The organism is Arsenophonus endosymbiont of Apis mellifera, from assembly GCF_903968575.1.
GTDB lineage: Bacteria > Pseudomonadota > Gammaproteobacteria > Enterobacterales > Enterobacteriaceae > Arsenophonus > Arsenophonus apicola.
Genome location: NZ_CAJCFU010000064.1, coordinates 1 through 20,009 on the forward strand (window position 1 = coordinate 1; position 20,009 = coordinate 20,009).

Here is a 20,009-nt window from a genome sequence, read left to right on the forward strand (position 1 = left end):
TTAGTGACAAGTTCTATTCTTGGATATATCCGTTCACAAAAATTTTTAGCAAGATAAGCATTCGCACGCTCACGACCCTGTTCTTTTAATAACGTATCAAAGCGTTTATTAACGGTAATTTGAACAATTTTAGGTTGTTCTGAAAGTAACGTTTGCGCATTTGCTAATGCTTTGGCTCTTTTTTCTTTTTCATGAAGTTCAGGATAAGTTGGAAACGGCCTTTCAATAGGCTGACTTGGCTTGTAATATAAGGTTTGATTAACTGTGTTGCTTGAAACTATAGTCATTAAAACCTCATGAAAAAGAAAAACTGGGGTGTTTTTTAATAAATTCAGCGGCATGTTATTGGCTATGCCGCTATTTGTTTTTAGCTACGAGGCGTTCGATGAATAAACCCGCTAACAATTGGTACGAAGACAACATCAAGTTTTTGTCTTCTGTAAGCGTTCCTCCAAACGAAGTAAGGCTCTTATCAAATGGCGAGTTGTACGAGGTTTGCGGCATTTTTCAGCGCGCCACTCGAAACCATATAGAAAGGCGTTGGCTTCCATCAAAAGATTGTCGAAATGCGTTGGCGCACCACCTGCGCACGATTTTTCCAAACGAATGGATAGAGCACGCAAAATGGACAGAACTAATTGAGCACGGATTGGAAAGTATGATTCATGGACGTAACCACCCCCGTATATCTGAATCTGAGTTTTGGGATTCTTTGGAAGAATTAGAGACAGACTTACACCTTGCGATTCGGACAACTTATAAGACAATTTTGCTTTTTCAGAGTGGAGACAACCGACATTTGACCGTAAAAACGGATGTTTTTGTTGTGCCTTCACGCATGAATGAGTTTCTAGCGTCTTTGGTGTCTGGTGATATTTATCCTGCTTGGGTTGCTCAGGTTGATTCTGGACTGACGCCAAAAGTGGAAAACGGGGTATACCCTCAATATACCCAGAGAAAAGAGTAATACTCATTACATAGTTCCTTTCATATTCTCAATGTGATTAATTTCACTTTCTAATAACTGACTGATAGCCACATAATCAGGTTTTTCAGTCAGCACATACCTTTGTAATTTACGCAGGCGTGACGCATAACGGTCATTACAAACTTGGCGTTCATCCTGACGATTCCAGTTAATACAATCATTAATTAAAAATGCATCTGTTGAAGCGGCATCTAATACAGGGGTAAATGTTGGTTCTGATAGATTCATTTATGTCATTCCTAAATTTAAAATGTAAATATCCCTGACGCGCAAACGTCATTTAATTGATTTAGAATTATTTATTTAAAAATTGAAGGGAGTTTTTTAGGAAACATGGCGACGCCACTTTTAATTATATTAATCGCATTAACAATTAATTTAATTTCTTCTTTTGTAAACTCTTCATATTTACAATCATGTCGATTTTTATTAATTCCTGCATAATATAAAATCATCCCTAAAAATTTTTTATTATTACTGGCATCATCATTAAATTTATCACGCATATTATCAATGAACTCTTGAAGTGCTTTATCTTCTGAACCAAATAGTTCATTTTTTAATTGATTAATTTTATGTAAACCGTAAGCACGTTGTTTAATAGGCATAGGGTTGTACTGCGTTTCTGATAATGCTGGATCATGTTGCATCGAAATCACCTATATTCTCGAAATTAAATAACCTATGGCGAATAAAATAACAGGAACAATATATTTCAAATCGTTGTTACGTTTATTTTTAAATGAATCGCCCGTTAATTTATATTTAAACTGCTGCTTATCTATCTGAGTCATTTGTATAATCTCCAAAATCTTTATTTATAACCTAATAAATTTCTCATAAAGCTATATCAAACCATTGATTGACTAAATCCCGCAACTGTATCTATTGCAGTAACTAACGCAGGAGATGAATGTAGACGAGCTGAAATTGTCACACCGACTAATGCTAAACAACGGATCGCATTATTCACACACTGTTTAATTTCAGCAGAACGGGCATTATTAATTCGACCTGCCAAAACTACTTGGCTTGCTAGCTTTCCAACTTCGGCTGTTGCATTTAAAATATATGTAGGGAAATTTCCCCCACTGGCATTATTTAAAGGTACTGACGGCTGACATTGAAGTTGCTCTAACAAACCATCAATTAAAGTTGCATCTTCTGTTGCATCCGTTACGCTTACAATATCAGCACAAGTAAATTGATGCGGTTGTTCAGGATTTAACTTGTTACGCAATATTTGCGCATTCATGCCGATTGCTTCCGCTATCTGAACAAGGTCACCTTTGTGAGCAATCGCAAAAGCGCGGCATGCATTATCAAAGTGATTTTGTTTGGAAGCCTGATAATCAAACATGGCTTTTATTCTCCTAAAGCGAATAATTAATTATGCATTAAGCGAAATATCACAGTCTGATAATGCTTCAACGGTTAGCTTTGCCATATTTATAAAAACACGACCATTTTTCATTTCTTTGTGCTTTTTGCGGACAGGTAAGCGACCATCCTTAATCATGTCTGTAACTGTACTTTTAGCCATTCCAAATCTTTCACAGTAGGCTTCTATAGTGAGATACGGCTCAGGAATGGTGATTGTAATATTAGGGCGCATAGTGCAAAATCTCCAATTCGGGTTTTATCCGGTGGTATCCGAGTTTATTCGTATTTAACTACAATATAAGGTGAGTCTATTTCGTATTTAACTACAAGTCAAGATATTTGTCGTATTTTACGAAGGTGACGGAATGAATATGGGAAAATTTCATCTAGAAATGTTTGGCAAGAGTGAGCCAGTTCTTGACCGCATTATTGAAGCTTATGGCTTTAACTCTAAAATTATGTTGGCACAACACTTTGAAATAGCATCAAGCAGTCTCGCAGGTCGATATAAAAGAGACAATTTCCCCGCCGATATGGTAGTTAGATGTGTAGCTGAAACAGGGGTTAGCTTACAATGGCTAGCAACTGGTCACGGTAAAAAATTTGACGATGAAGAGTTAGATATACTTCGTCTGAAAAAATATAAAATAATCGATGGTGAAGAGTTTGATGCTGGCATGGCCATGTTTGATAAAGTGCTGTTCAAACAAGGAGTACCATTTCCTAAGGAACCAATAGTGGTTCAAGATGGGCAAAATTATTTTATTGTTGACCGTAAATTTGGTGAAGTTTACGACGGCAAGTGGCTGGTACGAATTGACGATAAGATAAGCATAAGAGAACTTACTCGCATGCCTATGCAGCGTGTTCGAGTTTCTGGCGCAGGTATGGCTTTTGACTGTGAGCTAAAAGACATTTCTATTATTGGGCGTGTAGTTACTATTATTGATAATCAGTAATGTCTCGTTATGAAACAATCTTTATTATTTGTGTATGTTAATTCAAGAGAAATAGTATCAATACAAGCAATTGATGATATATCTCATAATGATACATATATTCAAGGAATAAGCCTTAATCCTGATGAAAAGGGTAAATTTAAAACTTTTAGAAAAGACCGTGTAATTGAATATTTCGATAGTTTAGATGAAGCACAACTATTCATTGATAACATGATTGAATGCGGTGATTTTGAAATAAAGGAACCAAAACCTGAAACTTTTGACGTCCATTTTACTGGATTTAAAAAAGACGATAAGTCTGAATTAGAAAAGCTAGCTAGTGATGCTGGTATGGATGTTAGAAAATCAGTAACTAAAGCTTTAAAATTACTTTGTTATGGATATAACGCAAGCCAAATGAAGATGGATAAAGCTCGCGAAATGGGAGTTATTATTTCAAGCGAAAAGCAATTTCGTGGCGTTTTAGATACAGGTGACTTTACTGAACATCGTTAATTTGGGGTTGTCATGACAGTTAAAAAACAGCCTGACGGGCGTTGGCTTGTTCAATGTTTTCCAAATGGTCGTGAGGGTAAAAGAGTTCGTAAGCTTTTTACAACCAAAGGTGAAGCCATTGCATTTGAACGCCATATTCTTGATGAAACACAAGATAAGCCGTGGCTGGGCGAAAAACAAGATAAACGTAAGCTTACTGAATTAGTTGAAACTTGGTTCCGTGCTCATGGTGTGACCCTTGGTGATGGTGAAAAGCGTAAATCTTTAATGATATTTGCCTGTGATGCCATGGGTGACCCTCTCGCTATTGAATTTAATGCAAAGGTTTTTTCTGTATATCGTGAAAAACGCTTAAGTGGCGAAATCACGCGAACAGATAGATTAAAAACTGTTACTCCGCGCACGGTTAATTTAGAACTTGCTTACTTTAGGGCTATGTTCAATGAACTAATTAGGCTGGATGAATGGACAAAAGAACACCCATTAGCAAAAGTCAGGTCATATAAAACTGACGAACAGGAAATGGCTTTCCTTGATGATGAGCAAATGAGACTACTAATAACTGAATGTGAGAAAAGTAGCTCAAAAGATTTGATTCATGTCGTTAAAATTTGCCTAGCAACTGGTGCGCGATGGTCAGAAGCCGAAAAACTGACAGCATCACAAATCAGAAATAACACAATCACATTTATCAAGACAAAAGGTAAGCGTAATAGGTCAGTTCCCATCAGTGAAGAGTTTGCAAAAACATTGCCAAAAGTGAAGGGCAACAATCCATTATTTAAATCTTGTTATTCTGCATTTCGCTCTGCCTTAGAACGTACAGATATTGAATTGCCTGAACGTCAATCATCTCACGTTTTACGACATACTTTTGCTTCGCACTTTATGATGTCCGGTGGCAATATTTTAGTATTGCAAAGAATACTAGGGCACACCGATATCAAGATGACAATGAGATATGCTCACTTTTCGCCTAATCATCTTTCTGAAGCAATAGAGTTCAATCCACTACAAAAACTAATTTAATGGCAGCAAAATGGCAGCAAAAAAAACTATCACCGCATTTATTCGTGTTTATTCGTTTATTAACTCATTGAAATTAAAGTAAATTATTGTTTTTGTTAGGCGATTTAAAGGACTCATAATCGCTTGGTCGCTGGTTCAAATCCAGCAGGGGCCACCAAATTTAAGCTGTGTTAGCAGCCAATTAACACCACTCTAATGAGTGGTGTTTTGCTATTGTAGCTAAATGCAGGAATGGTCTATTGCTGCAAGGTAGAAGCTACTGCGGCAATAATTATTGATGTTTTTTAGAGCAATTAAAACAGCCATTTCTGTAGCAAAACTAGCAATGAGTTCAGTTCATGTTGATGGATAATTAAATCTCAGCTAGCAAAATTCGAATGACGGTGTTTAAGAAACTAGTGTTGATAGGGCATTTTTACTGTTTTATGTTATTACAGTGGCTAAAAGTTTTACTAATGATCTGTTTGATTAATGATAGCTATCAATAAAAAAGCACCTATCAAGATAGGTGCTTTCTACTATTCTAAAGATAAATAATTGTTTTATTCATCTAAGAAACTACGCAGTACTTCTGAACGGCTTGGATGGCGCAGTTTACGTAACGCTTTTGCTTCAATTTGACGGATCCGCTCGCGGGTAACATCAAACTGTTTACCCACTTCCTCTAATGTGTGATCCGTATTCATATCAATACCAAAGCGCATACGCAGAACTTTTGCTTCACGGGTCGTCAAGCCAGCCAGAACTTCGTGGGTGGCTGAACGCAGACTTTCCGAGGTAGCAGAGTCTAAAGGTAGCTCTAAGGTCGTATCTTCAATGAAATCACCAAGATGTGAATCTTCATCATCGCCAATTGGTGTTTCCATTGAAATAGGCTCTTTGGCAATTTTTAGTACTTTACGGATTTTATCCTCAGGCATTAACATACGCTCTGCCAATTCTTCAGGTGAGGGTTCGCGTCCCATTTCCTGTAACATTTGGCGAGAAATACGGTTCAGTTTGTTGATCGTTTCGATCATGTGCACTGGGATACGGATAGTGCGTGCCTGATCAGCAATTGAACGAGTGATCGCCTGTCGGATCCACCAGGTTGCATAAGTTGAAAACTTATATCCACGACGATATTCAAATTTATCGACCGCTTTCATTAGACCAATGTTACCTTCCTGAATCAGATCAAGGAATTGCAAGCCTCGATTGGTGTATTTTTTAGCAATAGAGATAACTAAACGTAAGTTAGCTTCAACCATCTCTTTTTTCGCTCGACGCGCTTTTGCTTCACCAATAGACATCCGGCGATTAATATCTTTTACCTGTTCAATGGTTAAACCGGTCTCTTCTTCAATCTGTTGTAGTTTTTGCAAAGAGCGTTGGATCTCTTCTTCGACTTCAACTAATTTTTCAGACCAGGGTTTATTCATTGCTTTCGCCGCAGCTAACCAATTAACATTGGTCTCATTACCTGAGAATAAGGTAATGAAGTTTTTCTTTGGCATTTTGCATTGCTCAATACAGAGTTTCATGATGAGGCGCTCTTGAGAGCGAACACGCTCCATCATATCACGCATATTGTTGACTAAATAATCAAACTGTTTTGGTATTAAACGGAACTGTTTGAAAATCTCAGACAACTGCTCAATTTCTGCGATTGAATTAGCATGGTTACGGCCACTTTTTTGAATTTCAAGGGACGTGCGTTCATATTGTTCACGAAGCTCTGAAAATTTTTGCCGAGCGAGTTCTGGATCGACATTGTTTTCATCACTGTCGTCACTATCATCATCTTCGTCTTTATCTTCATCTTCGTCATCATTTAAGGCTTCTTCCGGTAACACTGAACCGATATGGGTTGCTGTCGGTGCTAAATCTATCTCAGCGTTAGGATCAACAAAGCCGGTAATAATATCAGATAGGCGGGTTTCACCTTTTTCTACACGTTCGTATTGGTTTAATAGATAAGCGATAGCCTCAGGATATTCAGCAACAGAACACTGAACCTGATTAATGCCATCTTCGATGCGTTTAGCAATATCAATTTCGCCTTCACGGGTCAGTAGTTCTACGGTACCCATTTCACGCATGTACATTCGCACAGGATCTGTTGTGCGGCCTATTTCACTTTCAACACTGGATAATACCTGGGCAGCAGCCTCAACAGCATCATCGTCAGTATCAGTGGCGGTTTCTGCCAGAATAAGATCGTCGGCATCAGGCGCTTCTTCCATCACTTGAATGCCCATATCATTAATCATTTGGATGATATCTTCAATCTGATCTGAATCGACGATATCTTCCGGCAGATGGTCGTTGACCTCAGCATAGGTCAGGTAGCCTTGCTCTTTACCTTTGGTAACTAGTAGCTTCAGCTGTGACTGCGGGTTTTGCTCCATAAGACGGTATCCACACTTCATAATTTGGGTTGGTGTTGGTCGGCGAAAACAAGTCAGCCAACAATAAAATTAAAGGGAATTTAATTATTTTTTGTGCCATGCCCTTTACATCATGGCAACTTACAGGCGTTTGCCCTACGTTATGCGGCACTCAAGCCGGATCTATTTTACTTTTTCAAGATTACTGTTTTATTCTTGCAACAGTAATTAAACGAACTTCTTCACGTTCTTCACTGGTTAAACCTTCTGTCCGCTCTTTTGCCATCAGAGATTCGAACCTTTCATCAAGCGCGGTAATAAATAAATGCTCCAAGGCATCCTTGAACATTTTTTCCGCTATCTCTTCTATCTCTATATCGTTCCAAGTTGCCAGTTTTTCAAGTTGTTTAACAAATTTATTATTACGATAGCATTCCAGTAATTGACCCGTAGTTATACCAGGATGAGATTGACAAAGTTCAACTAACTCTAAAAACAGCATTAATCCTGGTAACTGTGAGTGCTTAATGCCATCAAGAGTAGGAATTAGGCTCACAAAATTTGGATTTTGTACCAATAATGCGATCAATATTCGCATGGTTGTTGGTTTAATTTTTGGTGTCTGATAATTTGTTTTTTCAGCCGAACCTTTTTCAATCATGGCAAGAATACGCGAAGTATCAGGAATACCAATAAAATTACCCAATTCTTGTGCCAAATATAACTGTAAAGTATCACCTGGCACTTTTTTAATTAAAGGCATAGCTAGACGATTGAATTTTGCTTTACCTTCATGACTAGCTAAATCAACTTGTGCAACCAATGTATCAAACAAAAATGTAGACAAAGAGTGTGACTTATCCATTCGTTGTTCAAAATTTGCTTTACCTTCTTTACGTATTAGTGAATCAGGATCCTCACCATCAGGTAAAAACATAAATTGTAGCTGGCGGCCATCACTCAAATAGGGAAGTGCTGTTTCGAGCGTTCGCCATGCGGCTTCGCGACCTGCTTTATCCCCATCATAACAACAAATAACTGTATCCGTTGTGCGGAAAAGTAACTGGATATGCTCTGCCGTTGTTGATGTACCTAATGACGCTACGGCATAATTAATACCAAATTGCGCCAGAGCAACAACATCCATATAACCTTCGACAACTAATAGTTTAGAAAGTGCCAGATTATTTTGGCTTGCTTCATATAGGCCATATAATTGGCGGCCTTTATGAAAAATCTCAGTTTCTGGTGAATTGAGATATTTTGGTAACGTATTATCTAAAACACGACCACCAAAAGCCACAACACGTCCTCGACGATCCCGGATCGGAAACATGATCCGTTCACGAAAGCGATCGTAGGTACGACCATTATTATTGGTAACTAACATACCGGCAGCATTTAGCTGTTTACGGCTCTCAGCATTTTTTGCAAAATGCTTAAGTAGGTTGTCCCAGCCGGTTGGTGCAAAACCGATAGAAAAACGATGAATAATTTCATCACTTAAGCCGCGTTGTATTAAATATTGTTTTGCATTATGTGAGTCTAATTTATTCAATGAATGTTGATAAAATTGATTAATATCATTCATTAATTGATAAAGATTTTGTCGCTGATGCCGCTCTATTTGATTTGAACTGTTACCGGTTTCATAAGGAATTTCCAGCCCATGCATGGTAGCAAGCTCTTCAATTGTTTCGACAAAATCAAGCTTGTCATAATTCATCAAAAAATCAATGGCATTACCATGAGCACCACAGCCAAAGCAGTGATAAAATTGTTTATCGCCATTAACAGTAAATGAAGGTGTTTTTTCATTATGAAATGGGCAACACGCGTGATGGTTTTTGCCTTGCTTTTTTAGCGGCACTTTAGTATCAATAAGATCAACGATATCGGTTCTAGCCAATAAGTCATTGATAAATGTACGCGGAATTCGTCCAGCCATAAACTCTTCATTGAAGAAAGATAACAAGCCGTGCTTCTTATTAGGAAGCACGGCCTTTTTGTAATCACTTAATCACTGCTGTCGAATTGTTACGGTTATTGAACCGTAGCAATTAGTACAAACGAGTACGGCGTGCGTTCTCGCGAGCCAATTTTTTAGCGTGGCGCTTTACTGCTGATGCTTTTTCACGTTTACGTACAGTCGTTGGTTTCTCATAGAACTCACGACGGCGCACTTCAGCTAATATCCCTGCTTTTTCGCAAGAACGCTTAAAACGACGCAGTGCTACGTCAAATGGCTCGTTTTCACGTACTTTAATTACCGGCATGTGCCTTTCACCTCAAAAAAATCGGTTTTTGCTAGCAATATCATAGCCAGCTCTCTTCAAAATGGTGCGGAATTTTACTTCAATGTGTAGGGCTTTGTAAAGTGCTGTATAAAAACGAAACGCACAAAATCGGCCAATTAATTATTTTTAATAAAAAAATAGTTGGCATAATCTAGCTGATAATGGATAAGCCATACAAATTATTTATGTTAATTATAACTGATTTAATCCAGATAGACAGTTATTTATTTACTGAGAAGTTGCACCTTTTTTACATAAATAGTGATAAACTTGCGTTATTAGCGAAGGTGGTGAGTAATATATGCGTGTTTTAGGTATAGAGACATCTTGCGATGAAACGGGTATCGCGATTTATGATGATCAAGTCGGTTTATTAGCCAATCAATTATATAGTCAGGTAAAATTGCATGCCGATTATGGTGGTGTAGTGCCTGAATTAGCTTCTCGCGATCATATTCGTAAAACAATTCCTTTAATTAAAGCGGCATTGCAACAAGCGGATTTAACCGATAGTGATATTGATGCTGTTGCTTATACCGCAGGGCCAGGTTTGATCGGCGCTTTATTGGTGGGAGCAACAATAGGGCGTTCGTTGGCGTTTGCCTGGCGAGTGCCGGCTATCCCTATTCACCATATGGAGGGGCATTTACTGGCGCCAATGTTGGAAGAAAACCGTCCTGAATTCCCTTTTGTGGCGCTATTGGTTTCCGGTGGTCATACTCAGTTAATTAATGTCATGGCGATTGGTCAATATCAGTTATTAGGCGAATCAATTGATGATGCTGCAGGTGAAGCTTTTGATAAAACAGCAAAATTATTAGGATTAGATTATCCGGGTGGGCCGGCATTATCATTGATGGCTCAACAAGGACAGGTGGATCGTTTTATATTTCCTCGTCCGATGACAGATCGCCCTGGACTAGATTTTAGTTTTTCCGGTTTAAAAACGTTTGCTGCCAATACCATTCGTAATAATAGGATGGATCAACAAACCGCTGCGGATATTGCTCGGGCATTTGAGGATGCCGTTGTGGATACATTAGTGATCAAATGTAAACGCGCTTTAGAGCAAACGGGTGCTAAACGGTTGGTTATGGCGGGTGGTGTAAGTGCAAATCGTACATTACGACTGAAAATGGCAGAATCGATAACAAAAATTGGCGGACAGGTTTTTTATGCTCGCCCAGAATTCTGTACCGATAATGGCGCAATGATAGCACTAGCTGGTATGATCCGTTTAAAAAGTGGCGTCAGTGATAGTCTGGATATCACGGTTAAAGCGCGTTGGCCACTGGCAGATTTGTCACCGTTAACATTCAAATCGTTGCATAAATCGAATTAAAGCATAAAAATTAATAATGGGATCAATCATTTTTTTCTTGTTTTTTAGTGGCTTGAATAATTTCTTTATCAGTTTTTTCGCTTTTTTTCTTTATTTTTTGCCATATACGGCTCTCTTGTCCCCGCCATAGCCGCTGAATGTTATCATGATGACGAAAGAGTATTAGACATGAAAGCATCGCCACCGGGAAGGTGAACTCTGGTTTAAACCACCAAACATAAAAGGGAGCTAATATAGCAGTGACAATCGCGCCTAATGATGAATATCCGCTGAGTAGTACAGTGAGTAGCCAGGTACCAGCGATAACGCCAGATAACCCCCAGCCAATGGCGACAATGGAGCCAAAAGCTGTAGCAACGCCTTTTCCGCCTTTAAAATGAAAGAAAATCGGGTAAATATGGCCTAAACAGGCGGCAATGGCGATAATTCCAAGATAAAAGGGCGGGACATTTAAATAATAGGCTAGCCATACAGGGATCATTCCTTTTAGAATGTCGCAAATGAGCACGGCTACGGCAGCTGCTTTACCACCGATTCGTAACACGTTTGTTGCTCCAGGATTCTCGGAACCATGGTATCGAGGATCAGGAAGACCTATCAATCGGCAGATCAAGACGGCACTGGAGATTGAACCACAGAGATAGGCGAAGATAATCATGCCAAGTGCGATTGCACTCATATCATTACTCCAAATAATCAAGATCTTTTAACTTAAGGTATTAATAATAATTGTATTTTATCGAAGTATTATTTGCATACCGAATTTTGAAGATCAGGGTAATATCAGAACATTAATAAAATATACAGTATAGTAGTAAGTAAAACTAACAAATATCTATCTAGATTTATTTTTAAGTTATGATGAATTATTTTTTCAACCTTTGGGTTTCTAGCACTATTTGGCCGCATAATAATTTTTATTCCCCTATTATTACCGCAAATTTTACTAAAATGTGTGATCATAGGGTCATTTTCCCAATGAAAATAGACAAGTATCTGGATAGTATTTATTGGTATAGATTAAACATGAGAGAAGGGTAAATGGACATTATATTTATTGAGCAGTTATCAGTATTCACAACTATTGGAGCTTATGATTGGGAACAAACTATCCAACAAAAACTGTTACTAGATATCGAAATGGGATGGGATACTCAGCATGCGGCTAAAAATGATCAAGTGGAATATTGTTTAGATTATGCTCAGGTTAGCCAAGTGGTAATTGAACATATAGAAACTCAAAAATTTGCTTTGATAGAACGGGTTGCGCAGGAGGTTGCTGATATTATTTTAAATCAATTCAATAGCTGTTGGGTACGCGTTAAAGTCTTTAAACCTGGTGCGGTGGCACGTGCTAAGCAGGTTGGTGTGATTATTGAACGAACAAAATCGGCTTTAGGTTAACTTAAATGGGTAAAATGGTTTGTTGCCGCCGCCAATCAGTTAATGCCTGAATACGCTGTCGAGTAAGCTCATCCCTGATCGCGATACCTTTAATACCCTGTTCAATAAGATTTTTACTTGATACTTTTTGTACTGTTTCAAATGCCTCAATAACAAATTTTGCTTGTGGATAAGTGATATGCTCTCGTTCCAGCCAACTACGGGCATCGGCTTCACAGGCAATAACCAGTTGATTGATACGCTCTGGTTTTCGCCAACTATCTAATTGATTGAATAGATTGATCACACTTTCAGGTTGTAACTGATTAATTTGGTGGATTTGTTGATGAAAACGGGCAACTAATTTAGCTAATTCCTTGATTCTACTAGGAATACGCAATCGGTTACACATAGCCTCAATCAAGGGAATAGCCTTGATTGCATGATCCCCATGAGCAGGCCATTGTTCTGGCGGGGTCAATGCCTTACCAAAGTCATGGCAGAGGGCAGCGAAGCGAGTTTCGATATTGTCAGTTAATGATGCCGCCATTTTTAAGGTTAACAGCGTGTGTATTCCGGTATCCATTTCGGCATGTGATTCTGTTGCGCTGGGTATGCCAAATAATTGATTAATTTCAGGAAAAAGAATAGCTAGTGCGCCACAATCACGTAAGACATGAAAATAAGTTTCTGGCGCAGATGATTGTAATGCTTTTTCTGTTTCGCTCCACACTCTTTCTGCACTAATTGTACTAATTTCATGATTAGAAACCATTTTTTTCATCAAAGACTGTGTTTCATTGGCAATAGTAAATTTTTGCTTAGCCAGTCGAGCAGCAAAACGCGCCACTCTAAGTATGCGTAAAGGATCTTCTGCAAAAGCTGTGGAAACATGGCGTAATAAGCGGTTTTTTATATCTTGTTCACCTTGGAAAGGATCAATCAGTTTGCCATCTTCAGTTTGGGCAATGGCGTTAATTGTCAGATCTCGACGTAACAGATCCTCTTCTATCGTGACATCAGGTGCGGCATGGCAAGAAAAGCCGGTATAGCCTACACCGGTTTTGCGTTCTGTACGGGCAAGGGCATATTCTTCACGTGTTTTGGGATGGAGAAAAACGGGAAAATCCTTGCCTACTTGCTGGAAACCTAATTTGATTAAATCATCTGGAGTAGCGCCAACCACGACCCAGTCACGGTCAGAGACTGGCAATCCTAATAGCTGATCTCTTACCGCACCACCAACAAGATAAATCTGCATGCTATTTTCTTTAATTCATCCAGCGATCATTACGTTTTTTACGTCGAGGAATAATATGAGGTAATAACAAACCAAAAATTAAACCAGCACCGGCAACCCCACCGCCATACATAAACCACTGCAAAATGAGTTCACGGCGATTATCATCAAGATTAATTTGCGCAATTTCTAATTTTTTTCCTGAGCGAATTAATTCATTTTTTAGTTTTTCGTTTTCTGCAGTTAGGTTAGCAATAATTTGATCACTGGCGGCAACTTTGCTTTGCATTTCGCTGGTTTGATTATTCCAGTTACTATCAATGTTAGTTAATTTTTCACGTAATTCTTGATTTTCCTTTTCGAGTAAGGGAATACGTGCTTTTACACTGGGTGTTTGGCTAAGTTGATTTTTGGGTAACCAGGCGACTCGGCCTTTATAATCACGAATTTGAGCGTAGCCGGTTTCTTGATCTGTGCTTAATAATTGAACTTGATCACCGCTTTTTAGGCTACCAATAATACGATAATCGGTTCCAGGCCCTCGGTGGATAAAGGTGGGGAGTTCATCAGAAACATAAAGCGTTTCTTCCGCTTGTGTCGTCATTGAGAGGTTTAATCCTATCAATGCTAGAATAAATAAAGGAAATTTTCTCATTGTATTCAACTATCTTCAAACTGTGAAAAAAAGTGCTATTAGCTGATACTAATGCGTTAAATGTATTGATGCAAATCTAAAAAAGTAAAATAATGATTCTTTAAATTGATTTGCCATTATTAATAATATTTCATTTTTTATTATTTTCAGGCAAAAACATAGAATAAAATTCTCTATCAGTTATTTTTCTGGTATTTAGTTATTAATATAGTTTAATTCAATATTATAATTATTTTTTTTTAGCAAATATATGTTGCTGACGGTAAGAAAAGTGAACCCGCATTGATTGCCGTTTTCTAGCTTATTTATGTTAAACTTGTAGATCTTTTCAATCGTTAGTCATGAGGTTGTCCGTTAGTTTTTGTCAACAACATAGTAAATTGAAAATGATAATCTACATTAAGTATGAGTCTAGACAGTATAAATAAAAATTGTAACGTTTATTCTTAGGGATAGAAGATGTCAGAAAATCTGGACTAAATATGAGTCATCTAGAAATTGAATTAAAGTTGTCGGTTCGTCCGGAAGCTATTAAGCGGATCCGTGAAAAAATCATATCCTTTCCCTATACGCATTTTTCCTTACATAAGCTGTCAAATATCTATTTTGAGACAGTGGATCATCAATTACGTCGCTGGGATATGGGGTTAAGGATCCGCGGTTGCGATGGTCGTTACGAAATGACGATGAAAACCGCCGGTAAGGTTATGGGTGGTTTACATCAACGACCTGAATACAATATTGAAATTCATAAACCTGAGATCAATCTTTTAGCATTTCCGGCCGAAATATGGCCTAAGGATACCGATGTTAATCGTTTACAGTCTCAGTTAACAACCTTATTTTATACCAATTTTTCTCGTGAAAAATGGATTGTTACTTATCTAGGTAGTGAAATTGAAATTGTATTAGATCAAGGTAGTATTTATGCTGGCGCCAGAAAAAAACCTATTATGGAAATTGAACTGGAACTGAAAAGGGGCACTTTAATTGAGCTTTTAGCGTTAGCAAAAGAGTTTGTTAATATTGAAGGATTGCGCTTAGCAAATAAAAGTAAGGCTGAACGAGGCTATTCACTGATCCAAACTAGCGATCATGTAGACACTGAGCTCTTATTGCCTCCTTCTAATTGGTTTACTATGCCGATTGAACAGGGTTTAAGCCAGTTATTAGTATATTGGCAGTGCTATGAGGAGTGTTGGTTAGAGAATCAGTTGCAAGCAAAGCAAAATTTAAGTCATTTGTTAGTCATAATAGAGCAATTTTTAGTTCATTATGCTTATTCTGTACCTCATTTTATTCAAACACTGCCATTAAAGGAAATAACAATATTATCAATGGCTACCGATATACAACCGGAAATACTCTGTTATAGTGCGAATTGGTTGCGTTGCAAACTGGCTTTTACCCAATGGCTTACCGCGTTAACACTAGCCTAATGAAAGGCATTTTATGAAATTGCTGCCATCAATATTGGTTCAGCAGGCGCAATGGGTGGTAGATGATTTTCAGTGTCATGCGCCTGAACTTTTACCGCTATCGCCGCAAGAAAAAATATTTTTTGCCTTAAGTGATTTTGCCTATCAGCAGATCAAAAACCATCCAGCTTGGTGGACGGCTATTCGTCAACAGCCACCGCAAATAGGCGAATGGCAACATTATCATCAATGGTTAACCAAACAGCTAGCCAATATTGCTGGTGAGGAGGAGTTGCAGCGGATCCTAAGGCAATTTCGTCATCAAATGCTAATTAGGATCGCCTGGTTACAACTATTCCATGATGATAGCAATAGTAAGCTGCAGATATTACGGCATTTGAGTGAGTTAGCCGAAACGTTAATCATCGTTGCGAGAGATTGGCTGTATGCGGTGTGTTGTCGAAATTGGGGAACTCCTTGTGATCCAGAGGGACAACCACAACCATTACTGATCCTTGCTATGGGCAAATTAGGCGGTGGAGAGTTAAATTTCTCGTCCGATGTCGATTTGATTTTTGCCTTTCCTGAAAATGGTGCTACCCAAGGGGGACGCCGTCAGATGGAAAATAGCCAGTTTTTTACCCGATTAGGCCAAAAATTAATTAACTTATTGGCGCAGAAAACGATAGATGGTTTTGTCTATCGGGTTGATATGCGCCTTCGTCCGTTTGGTGATAGTGGGCCATTAGTTTTTAGTTTTGCTGCTTTAGAAGATTATTACCAGGAACAGGGACGCGACTGGGAACGTTATGCGATGATCAAAATGCGCATTATAGGTGATGATAACTCAGTTTATAGTGATGGATTAAAAAATATGTTGCGTTCCTTTGTTTTTCGCCGCTATATCGATTTTAGTGTTATTCAATCGTTGCGTAATATGAAAAACATGATTGAGCGTGAAGTCCGTCGCCAGGGTTGGCAAGATAATATTAAATTGGGTGCCGGTGGTATCCGTGAAATAGAGTTTATTGGCCAAGTTTTCCAGTTAATTCGAGGTGGCCGTGAACCTAGCTTACGCTCGCCGGCTTTGTTGCCTACATTAATCGCTATTGATGAGCTTTCATTGCTGACAACAGAACAGGTAACGCAATTAACGGATAATTATCTGTTTTTACGGCGAACAGAAAATATATTGCAATCTATTAATGATCAACAAACTCAGATGTTACCTAAGCAAGCTTTACAACAGGCGCGACTGGCATGGGCGATGGGGTTTAACGATTGGCCGGCATTTTATCAGCAACTTACAGCTAGAATGCAAAGTGTCCACGCGATATTTGTGCAAATTATTGGTCGAAATGATGAGAAAAGCGATGATACTCTGTTAACATTTTTTGTTTATTTCTGGCAACAAATTAGTAGTGAAAGTGAACTGGAAACCCTATTATCTGAGTGTAAAGACGAGAAAAAACAAAATATTATTAAACAGTTATGGCCATTTCGCCAAGATTTAGCTAAGCGAACCATTGGTCCCCGTGGTCGCGAGGTACTTGATCAATTAATGCCAAAATTGATAGCTAAAATCTATCATAGAGATGATATTAATCGGATTTTACAACGAATTATTCCCTTGCTTATCAGTATAGTTAGTAGGACAACTTATTTAGAATTAATTTTAGAATCTGAACAGGTATTAACGCATGTGATCCGTTTTTGTGCAGCATCACCAATGATTGCTGAGCAATTAGCTCGTCATCCATTATTACTAGATGAATTAATCGATCCCTTCTCACTTTACCAGCCATTACCCGTTACCGCTTATCGCGATGAATTACGCCAATATTTATTGCGCATTGATGAAAATGATGATGAACAGCAGCTTGAAGCATTGCGGCAATTCAAACAAGCTCAGCTTTTACGCATTGCTGCTGAAGATATTGCTGGCGTGCTTTCGGTTATGAAAGTGAGTGATCATTTGACCTATTTGGCCGAAGCTATTATTGAAGTAGTGGTACAACTGGCGTGGAATAAATTAACTAAGCGTTATGGTAAACCTGCTCATCTATCTCAACAACCAGTTGGCGTAACCGGTTTTGCCGTTGTAGGTTATGGTAAACTGGGTGGCTTTGAATTGGGGTATGGTTCTGATTTAGATTTAGTTTTTTTGTTTGATTGCCCATTAGGTATTGTCACCGATGGGCAACGCGTCATTGAAGGTCGCCAGTTTTATTTACGACTCGCCCAGCAAATTCTTCATCTCTTTAGTACCCGAACTTCTTCAGGTATCCTTTATCAGGTAGATGCTCGTTTGCGCCCATCAGGTGAATCTGGCATGTTGGTGAGTACATTCCAATCATTCGAGGATTATCAGAAAACGCAAGCCTGGACTTGGGAGCATCAAGCTTTGATCCGAGCGCGAATGGTTTTTGCTGAACCGCAATTAGAACAAGCGTTTAACCGAATTCGACGAGAAGCTCTGCTCATACCAAGAGAAGAAACGATATTGCGTCAGCAGGTCGTTAAGATGCGACAAAAAATGTATCAGCACCAAGCTAACCGGCAGCAGGCATATTTTGATTTAAAAACCGATCCTGGCGGTATCACTGATATTGAATTTATTGCTCAATATCTGGTATTACGTTACTGTGCAGATAATGTAGCATTACTTCGTTGGTCAGATAATGTGCGTATTTTTACCTTGTTAGCTGAATATGCGGTAATGTCTAACGAGGAAGCTGAACAGCTAATTAAGATTTATACTGAAATGCGAGACACATTGCATCATTTGTCATTACAGGCGTTGCCCAGCAAAGTGTTAGTCTCTCAGTTTAAACAACAACGTGAAAAAGTCCTGCTTATTTGGCAAAAATGGTTTTATGCCAATTAAGTTGAAATAGAATTGACTGGCCATACTTTTTAATATGATTGATAGGGCTGGGCTATGTTACTATTGGTAGCAATCTTGATTGCGGTAATTTATTTGTAATTGGAGTAAGGATGAAAATCACTCTCCCTGATTTTAAACAGGCTAATATTTTGGTGATCGGCGATGTTATGTTAGATCGTTATTGGTATGGATTAACTAACCGAATTTCGCCAGAAGCGCCCGTTCCAGTTGTCAAAGTGGAAATGAAAGAAGAACGGCCAGGTGGTGCAGCTAATGTTGCTATGAATATTGCTGCTTTAGGCGCTAATGTTCGTCTGGTAGGGCTGACAGGTATTGATGATGCTGCTGAAGTATTAACAGAGAAACTCAATCAAGCCAATGTATGTTGTGATTTTGTTACCTTATCAACGCATCCTACTATTACTAAGCTGAGAATTCTATCTCATAATCAACAACTTATTCGGCTTGATTTTGAAGAAGGCTTTGCTAGTGTCGATATAAATCCGCTGTTAGATCGTATTCGGCAAGCTTTGCCACATGTTGGGGCACTGGTATTGTCTGATTATGGTAAAGGTGCTTTAGCACAAATTTCACAGATCATTGCATTAGCAAATACTGCTCAAGTACCGGTACTTATTGATCCGAAAGGTAATGATTTTGAGCGTTATCGTGGAGCGACTTTATTGACCCCCAATATGTCTGAATTTGAAGCCATTGTTGGTAAATGTGCTAACAATGCTGAAATTGAGCAGAAAGGAATGAAGTTAATTGATTCCCTTGATCTTAAAGTATTACTGATCACTCGTTCAGAACGAGGGATGACATTATTACAACGTGAAAAACCGCCTTTACATTTACCGACCCAAGCGCAGGAAGTTTATGATGTTACCGGCGCCGGCGATACGGTTATTGCTGTGTTGGCCACGGCGTTAGCCGCGCGACAGGATTTTCATCAAGCTTGTGTATTAGCTAATGCGGCCGCTGGAGTTGTGGTTGGAAAACTAGGTACTTCAACTGTATCACCGATTGAGTTGGAGAATGCCATTCATGGTCGCGCTGATGATGGTTTTGGGGTGATGAATGAACAGCAACTAAAGCATGCGGTTGCTGCGGCTCGTAGTCGTGGTGAGAAGATCGTGATGACCAATGGTTGCTTTGATATTTTACATGCCGGGCATGTTATCTATTTAGCCAATGCGCGTAAACTAGGCGATCGATTGATTGTTGCTGTCAATAGTGATGCTTCAACTAAACGGCTAAAAGGTGATGATCGTCCTATTAATCCATTAGCTCAACGTATGACCGTATTAGGAGCGCTAGGTTCGGTAGATTGGGTGGTCTCGTTTGAAGAGGATACGCCTCAACGCCTGATCAGTGAAATCTTACCCGATGTATTAGTTAAAGGTGGTGATTATAAGCCGGAAGATATTGCCGGTAGCCAAGAGGTCTGGGCGGCAGGTGGCGAAGTTAAAGTGCTTAATTTTGAACAAGGGCTGTCTACAACAAATATCATTAATAGCATTATGAAAAATGATTAATATTTTGGCATAAAAAATAGCAA

19 protein-coding genes and 1 pseudogene are annotated in these 20,009 nt (G+C 38.7%); 9 read left to right on the forward strand and 11 right to left on the reverse strand.

The genetic code is table 11. The features are described 5' to 3' along the window. A pseudogene (locus H1X92_RS10530) lies at positions 1-287 on the reverse strand (replication endonuclease); the annotation flags it as partial. Positions 288-385: 98 nt separating this feature from the next. On the opposite strand from H1X92_RS10530, the gene H1X92_RS10535 reads away from it, so the two are divergent. Then, positions 386-967 (forward strand): hypothetical protein, encoded by a 582-nt coding sequence (locus H1X92_RS10535; RefSeq protein ID WP_180560107.1) that lies wholly within the window; start codon positions 386-388, stop codon positions 965-967. Positions 968-973: 6 nt separating this feature from the next. Here the strand turns inward: H1X92_RS10535 and H1X92_RS10540 are convergent, their stop codons facing one another. From H1X92_RS10540 to H1X92_RS10555, 4 genes are all read right to left on the reverse strand, one after another. Beyond that, positions 974-1,216, reverse strand: coding sequence for a hypothetical protein (locus H1X92_RS10540; RefSeq protein ID WP_225507103.1), 243 nt, complete (start codon positions 1,214-1,216; stop codon positions 974-976). 71 nt (positions 1,217-1,287) lie between these two features. Then, entirely contained in the window at positions 1,288-1,638 is a 351-nt protein-coding gene (locus H1X92_RS10545) for a DUF5347 family protein (RefSeq protein ID WP_180560108.1), read from the reverse strand. A 200-nt stretch (positions 1,639-1,838) separates the two neighbouring features. Further along, positions 1,839-2,348 carry a phage regulatory CII family protein gene (locus H1X92_RS10550; RefSeq protein WP_180560109.1) on the reverse strand — a complete coding sequence of 170 codons (510 nt, stop codon included), beginning with the start codon at positions 2,346-2,348 and terminating at the stop codon, positions 1,839-1,841. Between the two features lie 30 nt (positions 2,349-2,378). Then, positions 2,379-2,603, reverse strand: a complete 225-nt coding sequence (locus H1X92_RS10555) for a helix-turn-helix transcriptional regulator (RefSeq protein WP_180560110.1) — start codon at positions 2,601-2,603, stop codon at positions 2,379-2,381. A 139-nt stretch (positions 2,604-2,742) separates the two neighbouring features. Between H1X92_RS10555 and H1X92_RS10560 the strand changes: the two genes are divergently transcribed. The 3 genes from H1X92_RS10560 to H1X92_RS10570 are packed head-to-tail and all read left to right on the forward strand — an operon-like array spanning position 2,743 to position 4,857. Further along, entirely contained in the window at positions 2,743-3,330 is a 588-nt protein-coding gene (locus H1X92_RS10560; RefSeq protein WP_180560161.1) for a phage repressor protein CI, read from the forward strand. Positions 3,331-3,339: 9 nt separating this feature from the next. Then, positions 3,340-3,828, forward strand: coding sequence for a hypothetical protein (locus H1X92_RS10565; protein WP_180560111.1), 489 nt, complete (start codon positions 3,340-3,342; stop codon positions 3,826-3,828). Positions 3,829-3,840: 12 nt separating this feature from the next. Continuing rightward, positions 3,841-4,857 carry a phage integrase gene (locus tag H1X92_RS10570; RefSeq protein WP_180560112.1) on the forward strand — a complete coding sequence of 339 codons (1,017 nt, stop codon included), beginning with the start codon at positions 3,841-3,843 and terminating at the stop codon, positions 4,855-4,857. A 542-nt stretch (positions 4,858-5,399) separates the two neighbouring features. Here H1X92_RS10570 and rpoD read toward each other — a convergent pair. From rpoD to rpsU, 3 genes are all read right to left on the reverse strand, one after another. Beyond that, positions 5,400-7,247, reverse strand: coding sequence for an RNA polymerase sigma factor RpoD (gene rpoD / locus H1X92_RS10575; protein WP_180560113.1), 1,848 nt, complete (start codon positions 7,245-7,247; stop codon positions 5,400-5,402). Between the two features lie 181 nt (positions 7,248-7,428). Further along, a complete protein-coding gene (dnaG, locus tag H1X92_RS10580) occupies positions 7,429-9,174 on the reverse strand; it encodes a DNA primase (protein WP_180560114.1) in 1,746 nt (581 codons plus the stop codon). 112 nt (positions 9,175-9,286) lie between these two features. After that, positions 9,287-9,502 (reverse strand): 30S ribosomal protein S21, encoded by a 216-nt coding sequence (gene rpsU, locus H1X92_RS10585; RefSeq protein WP_026821546.1) that lies wholly within the window; start codon positions 9,500-9,502, stop codon positions 9,287-9,289. 322 nt (positions 9,503-9,824) lie between these two features. Between rpsU and tsaD the strand changes: the two genes are divergently transcribed. Next, entirely contained in the window at positions 9,825-10,865 is a 1,041-nt protein-coding gene (tsaD, locus tag H1X92_RS10590; protein ID WP_180560115.1) for a tRNA (adenosine(37)-N6)-threonylcarbamoyltransferase complex transferase subunit TsaD, read from the forward strand. A gap of 22 nt (positions 10,866-10,887) precedes the next feature. Here the strand turns inward: tsaD and plsY are convergent, their stop codons facing one another. Further along, on the reverse strand, positions 10,888-11,544 hold the full coding sequence (plsY, locus tag H1X92_RS10595; protein WP_180560116.1) for a glycerol-3-phosphate 1-O-acyltransferase PlsY: 657 nt from the start codon (positions 11,542-11,544) through the stop codon (positions 10,888-10,890). A 362-nt stretch (positions 11,545-11,906) separates the two neighbouring features. Between plsY and folB the strand changes: the two genes are divergently transcribed. Next, positions 11,907-12,269 (forward strand): bifunctional dihydroneopterin aldolase/7,8-dihydroneopterin epimerase, encoded by a 363-nt coding sequence (folB, locus tag H1X92_RS10600; RefSeq protein WP_180560117.1) that lies wholly within the window; start codon positions 11,907-11,909, stop codon positions 12,267-12,269. Between the two features lies 1 nt (position 12,270). Here folB and H1X92_RS10605 read toward each other — a convergent pair whose 3' ends face one another. Next, the gene (locus H1X92_RS10605; protein WP_180560118.1) at positions 12,271-13,509 is read right to left on the reverse strand and encodes a multifunctional CCA addition/repair protein; all 1,239 of its coding nucleotides are present in this window, start codon (positions 13,507-13,509) and stop codon (positions 12,271-12,273) included. 10 nt (positions 13,510-13,519) lie between these two features. Next, on the reverse strand, positions 13,520-14,143 hold the full coding sequence (locus H1X92_RS10610; protein WP_180560119.1) for a TIGR04211 family SH3 domain-containing protein: 624 nt from the start codon (positions 14,141-14,143) through the stop codon (positions 13,520-13,522). Between the two features lie 482 nt (positions 14,144-14,625). Here H1X92_RS10610 and H1X92_RS10615 point away from each other — a divergent pair, with 482 nt between their 5' ends. The 3 genes from H1X92_RS10615 (at position 14,626) to hldE (ending at position 19,986) form a co-directional block, all read left to right on the forward strand. Continuing rightward, on the forward strand, positions 14,626-15,582 hold the full coding sequence (locus H1X92_RS10615) for a CYTH domain-containing protein (RefSeq protein WP_180560120.1): 957 nt from the start codon (positions 14,626-14,628) through the stop codon (positions 15,580-15,582). Between the two features lie 13 nt (positions 15,583-15,595). Then, positions 15,596-18,448 (forward strand): bifunctional [glutamate--ammonia ligase]-adenylyl-L-tyrosine phosphorylase/[glutamate--ammonia-ligase] adenylyltransferase, encoded by a 2,853-nt coding sequence (glnE, locus tag H1X92_RS10620; RefSeq protein ID WP_180560121.1) that lies wholly within the window; start codon positions 15,596-15,598, stop codon positions 18,446-18,448. Between the two features lie 110 nt (positions 18,449-18,558). Then, positions 18,559-19,986 carry a bifunctional D-glycero-beta-D-manno-heptose-7-phosphate kinase/D-glycero-beta-D-manno-heptose 1-phosphate adenylyltransferase HldE gene (gene hldE, locus H1X92_RS10625; protein ID WP_180560122.1) on the forward strand — a complete coding sequence of 476 codons (1,428 nt, stop codon included), beginning with the start codon at positions 18,559-18,561 and terminating at the stop codon, positions 19,984-19,986. Positions 19,987-20,009: the final 23 nt, after the last annotated feature.

Bases quoted from the DNA above. Each gene is read 5' to 3' on its own strand.
- H1X92_RS10535 (WP_180560107.1), top strand. From the start codon at position 386: ATGAATAAACCCGCTAACAATTGGTACGAAGACAACATCAAGTTTTTG.
- H1X92_RS10540 (WP_225507103.1), bottom strand. From the start codon at position 1,216: ATGAATCTATCAGAACCAACATTTACCCCTGTATTAGATGCCGCTTCA.
- H1X92_RS10545 (WP_180560108.1), bottom strand. From the start codon at position 1,638: ATGCAACATGATCCAGCATTATCAGAAACGCAGTACAACCCTATGCCT.
- H1X92_RS10550 (WP_180560109.1), bottom strand. From the start codon at position 2,348: ATGTTTGATTATCAGGCTTCCAAACAAAATCACTTTGATAATGCATGC.
- H1X92_RS10555 (WP_180560110.1), bottom strand. From the start codon at position 2,603: ATGCGCCCTAATATTACAATCACCATTCCTGAGCCGTATCTCACTATA.
- H1X92_RS10560 (WP_180560161.1), top strand. From the start codon at position 2,743: ATGGGAAAATTTCATCTAGAAATGTTTGGCAAGAGTGAGCCAGTTCTT.
- H1X92_RS10565 (WP_180560111.1), top strand. From the start codon at position 3,340: ATGAAACAATCTTTATTATTTGTGTATGTTAATTCAAGAGAAATAGTA.
- H1X92_RS10570 (WP_180560112.1), top strand. From the start codon at position 3,841: ATGACAGTTAAAAAACAGCCTGACGGGCGTTGGCTTGTTCAATGTTTT.
- rpoD (WP_180560113.1), bottom strand. From the start codon at position 7,247: ATGGAGCAAAACCCGCAGTCACAGCTGAAGCTACTAGTTACCAAAGGT.
- dnaG (WP_180560114.1), bottom strand. From the start codon at position 9,174: ATGGCTGGACGAATTCCGCGTACATTTATCAATGACTTATTGGCTAGA.
- rpsU (WP_026821546.1), bottom strand. From the start codon at position 9,502: ATGCCGGTAATTAAAGTACGTGAAAACGAGCCATTTGACGTAGCACTG.
- tsaD (WP_180560115.1), top strand. From the start codon at position 9,825: ATGCGTGTTTTAGGTATAGAGACATCTTGCGATGAAACGGGTATCGCG.
- plsY (WP_180560116.1), bottom strand. From the start codon at position 11,544: ATGAGTGCAATCGCACTTGGCATGATTATCTTCGCCTATCTCTGTGGT.
- folB (WP_180560117.1), top strand. From the start codon at position 11,907: ATGGACATTATATTTATTGAGCAGTTATCAGTATTCACAACTATTGGA.
- H1X92_RS10605 (WP_180560118.1), bottom strand. From the start codon at position 13,509: ATGCAGATTTATCTTGTTGGTGGTGCGGTAAGAGATCAGCTATTAGGA.
- H1X92_RS10610 (WP_180560119.1), bottom strand. From the start codon at position 14,143: ATGAGAAAATTTCCTTTATTTATTCTAGCATTGATAGGATTAAACCTC.
- H1X92_RS10615 (WP_180560120.1), top strand. From the start codon at position 14,626: ATGAGTCATCTAGAAATTGAATTAAAGTTGTCGGTTCGTCCGGAAGCT.
- glnE (WP_180560121.1), top strand. From the start codon at position 15,596: ATGAAATTGCTGCCATCAATATTGGTTCAGCAGGCGCAATGGGTGGTA.
- hldE (WP_180560122.1), top strand. From the start codon at position 18,559: ATGAAAATCACTCTCCCTGATTTTAAACAGGCTAATATTTTGGTGATC.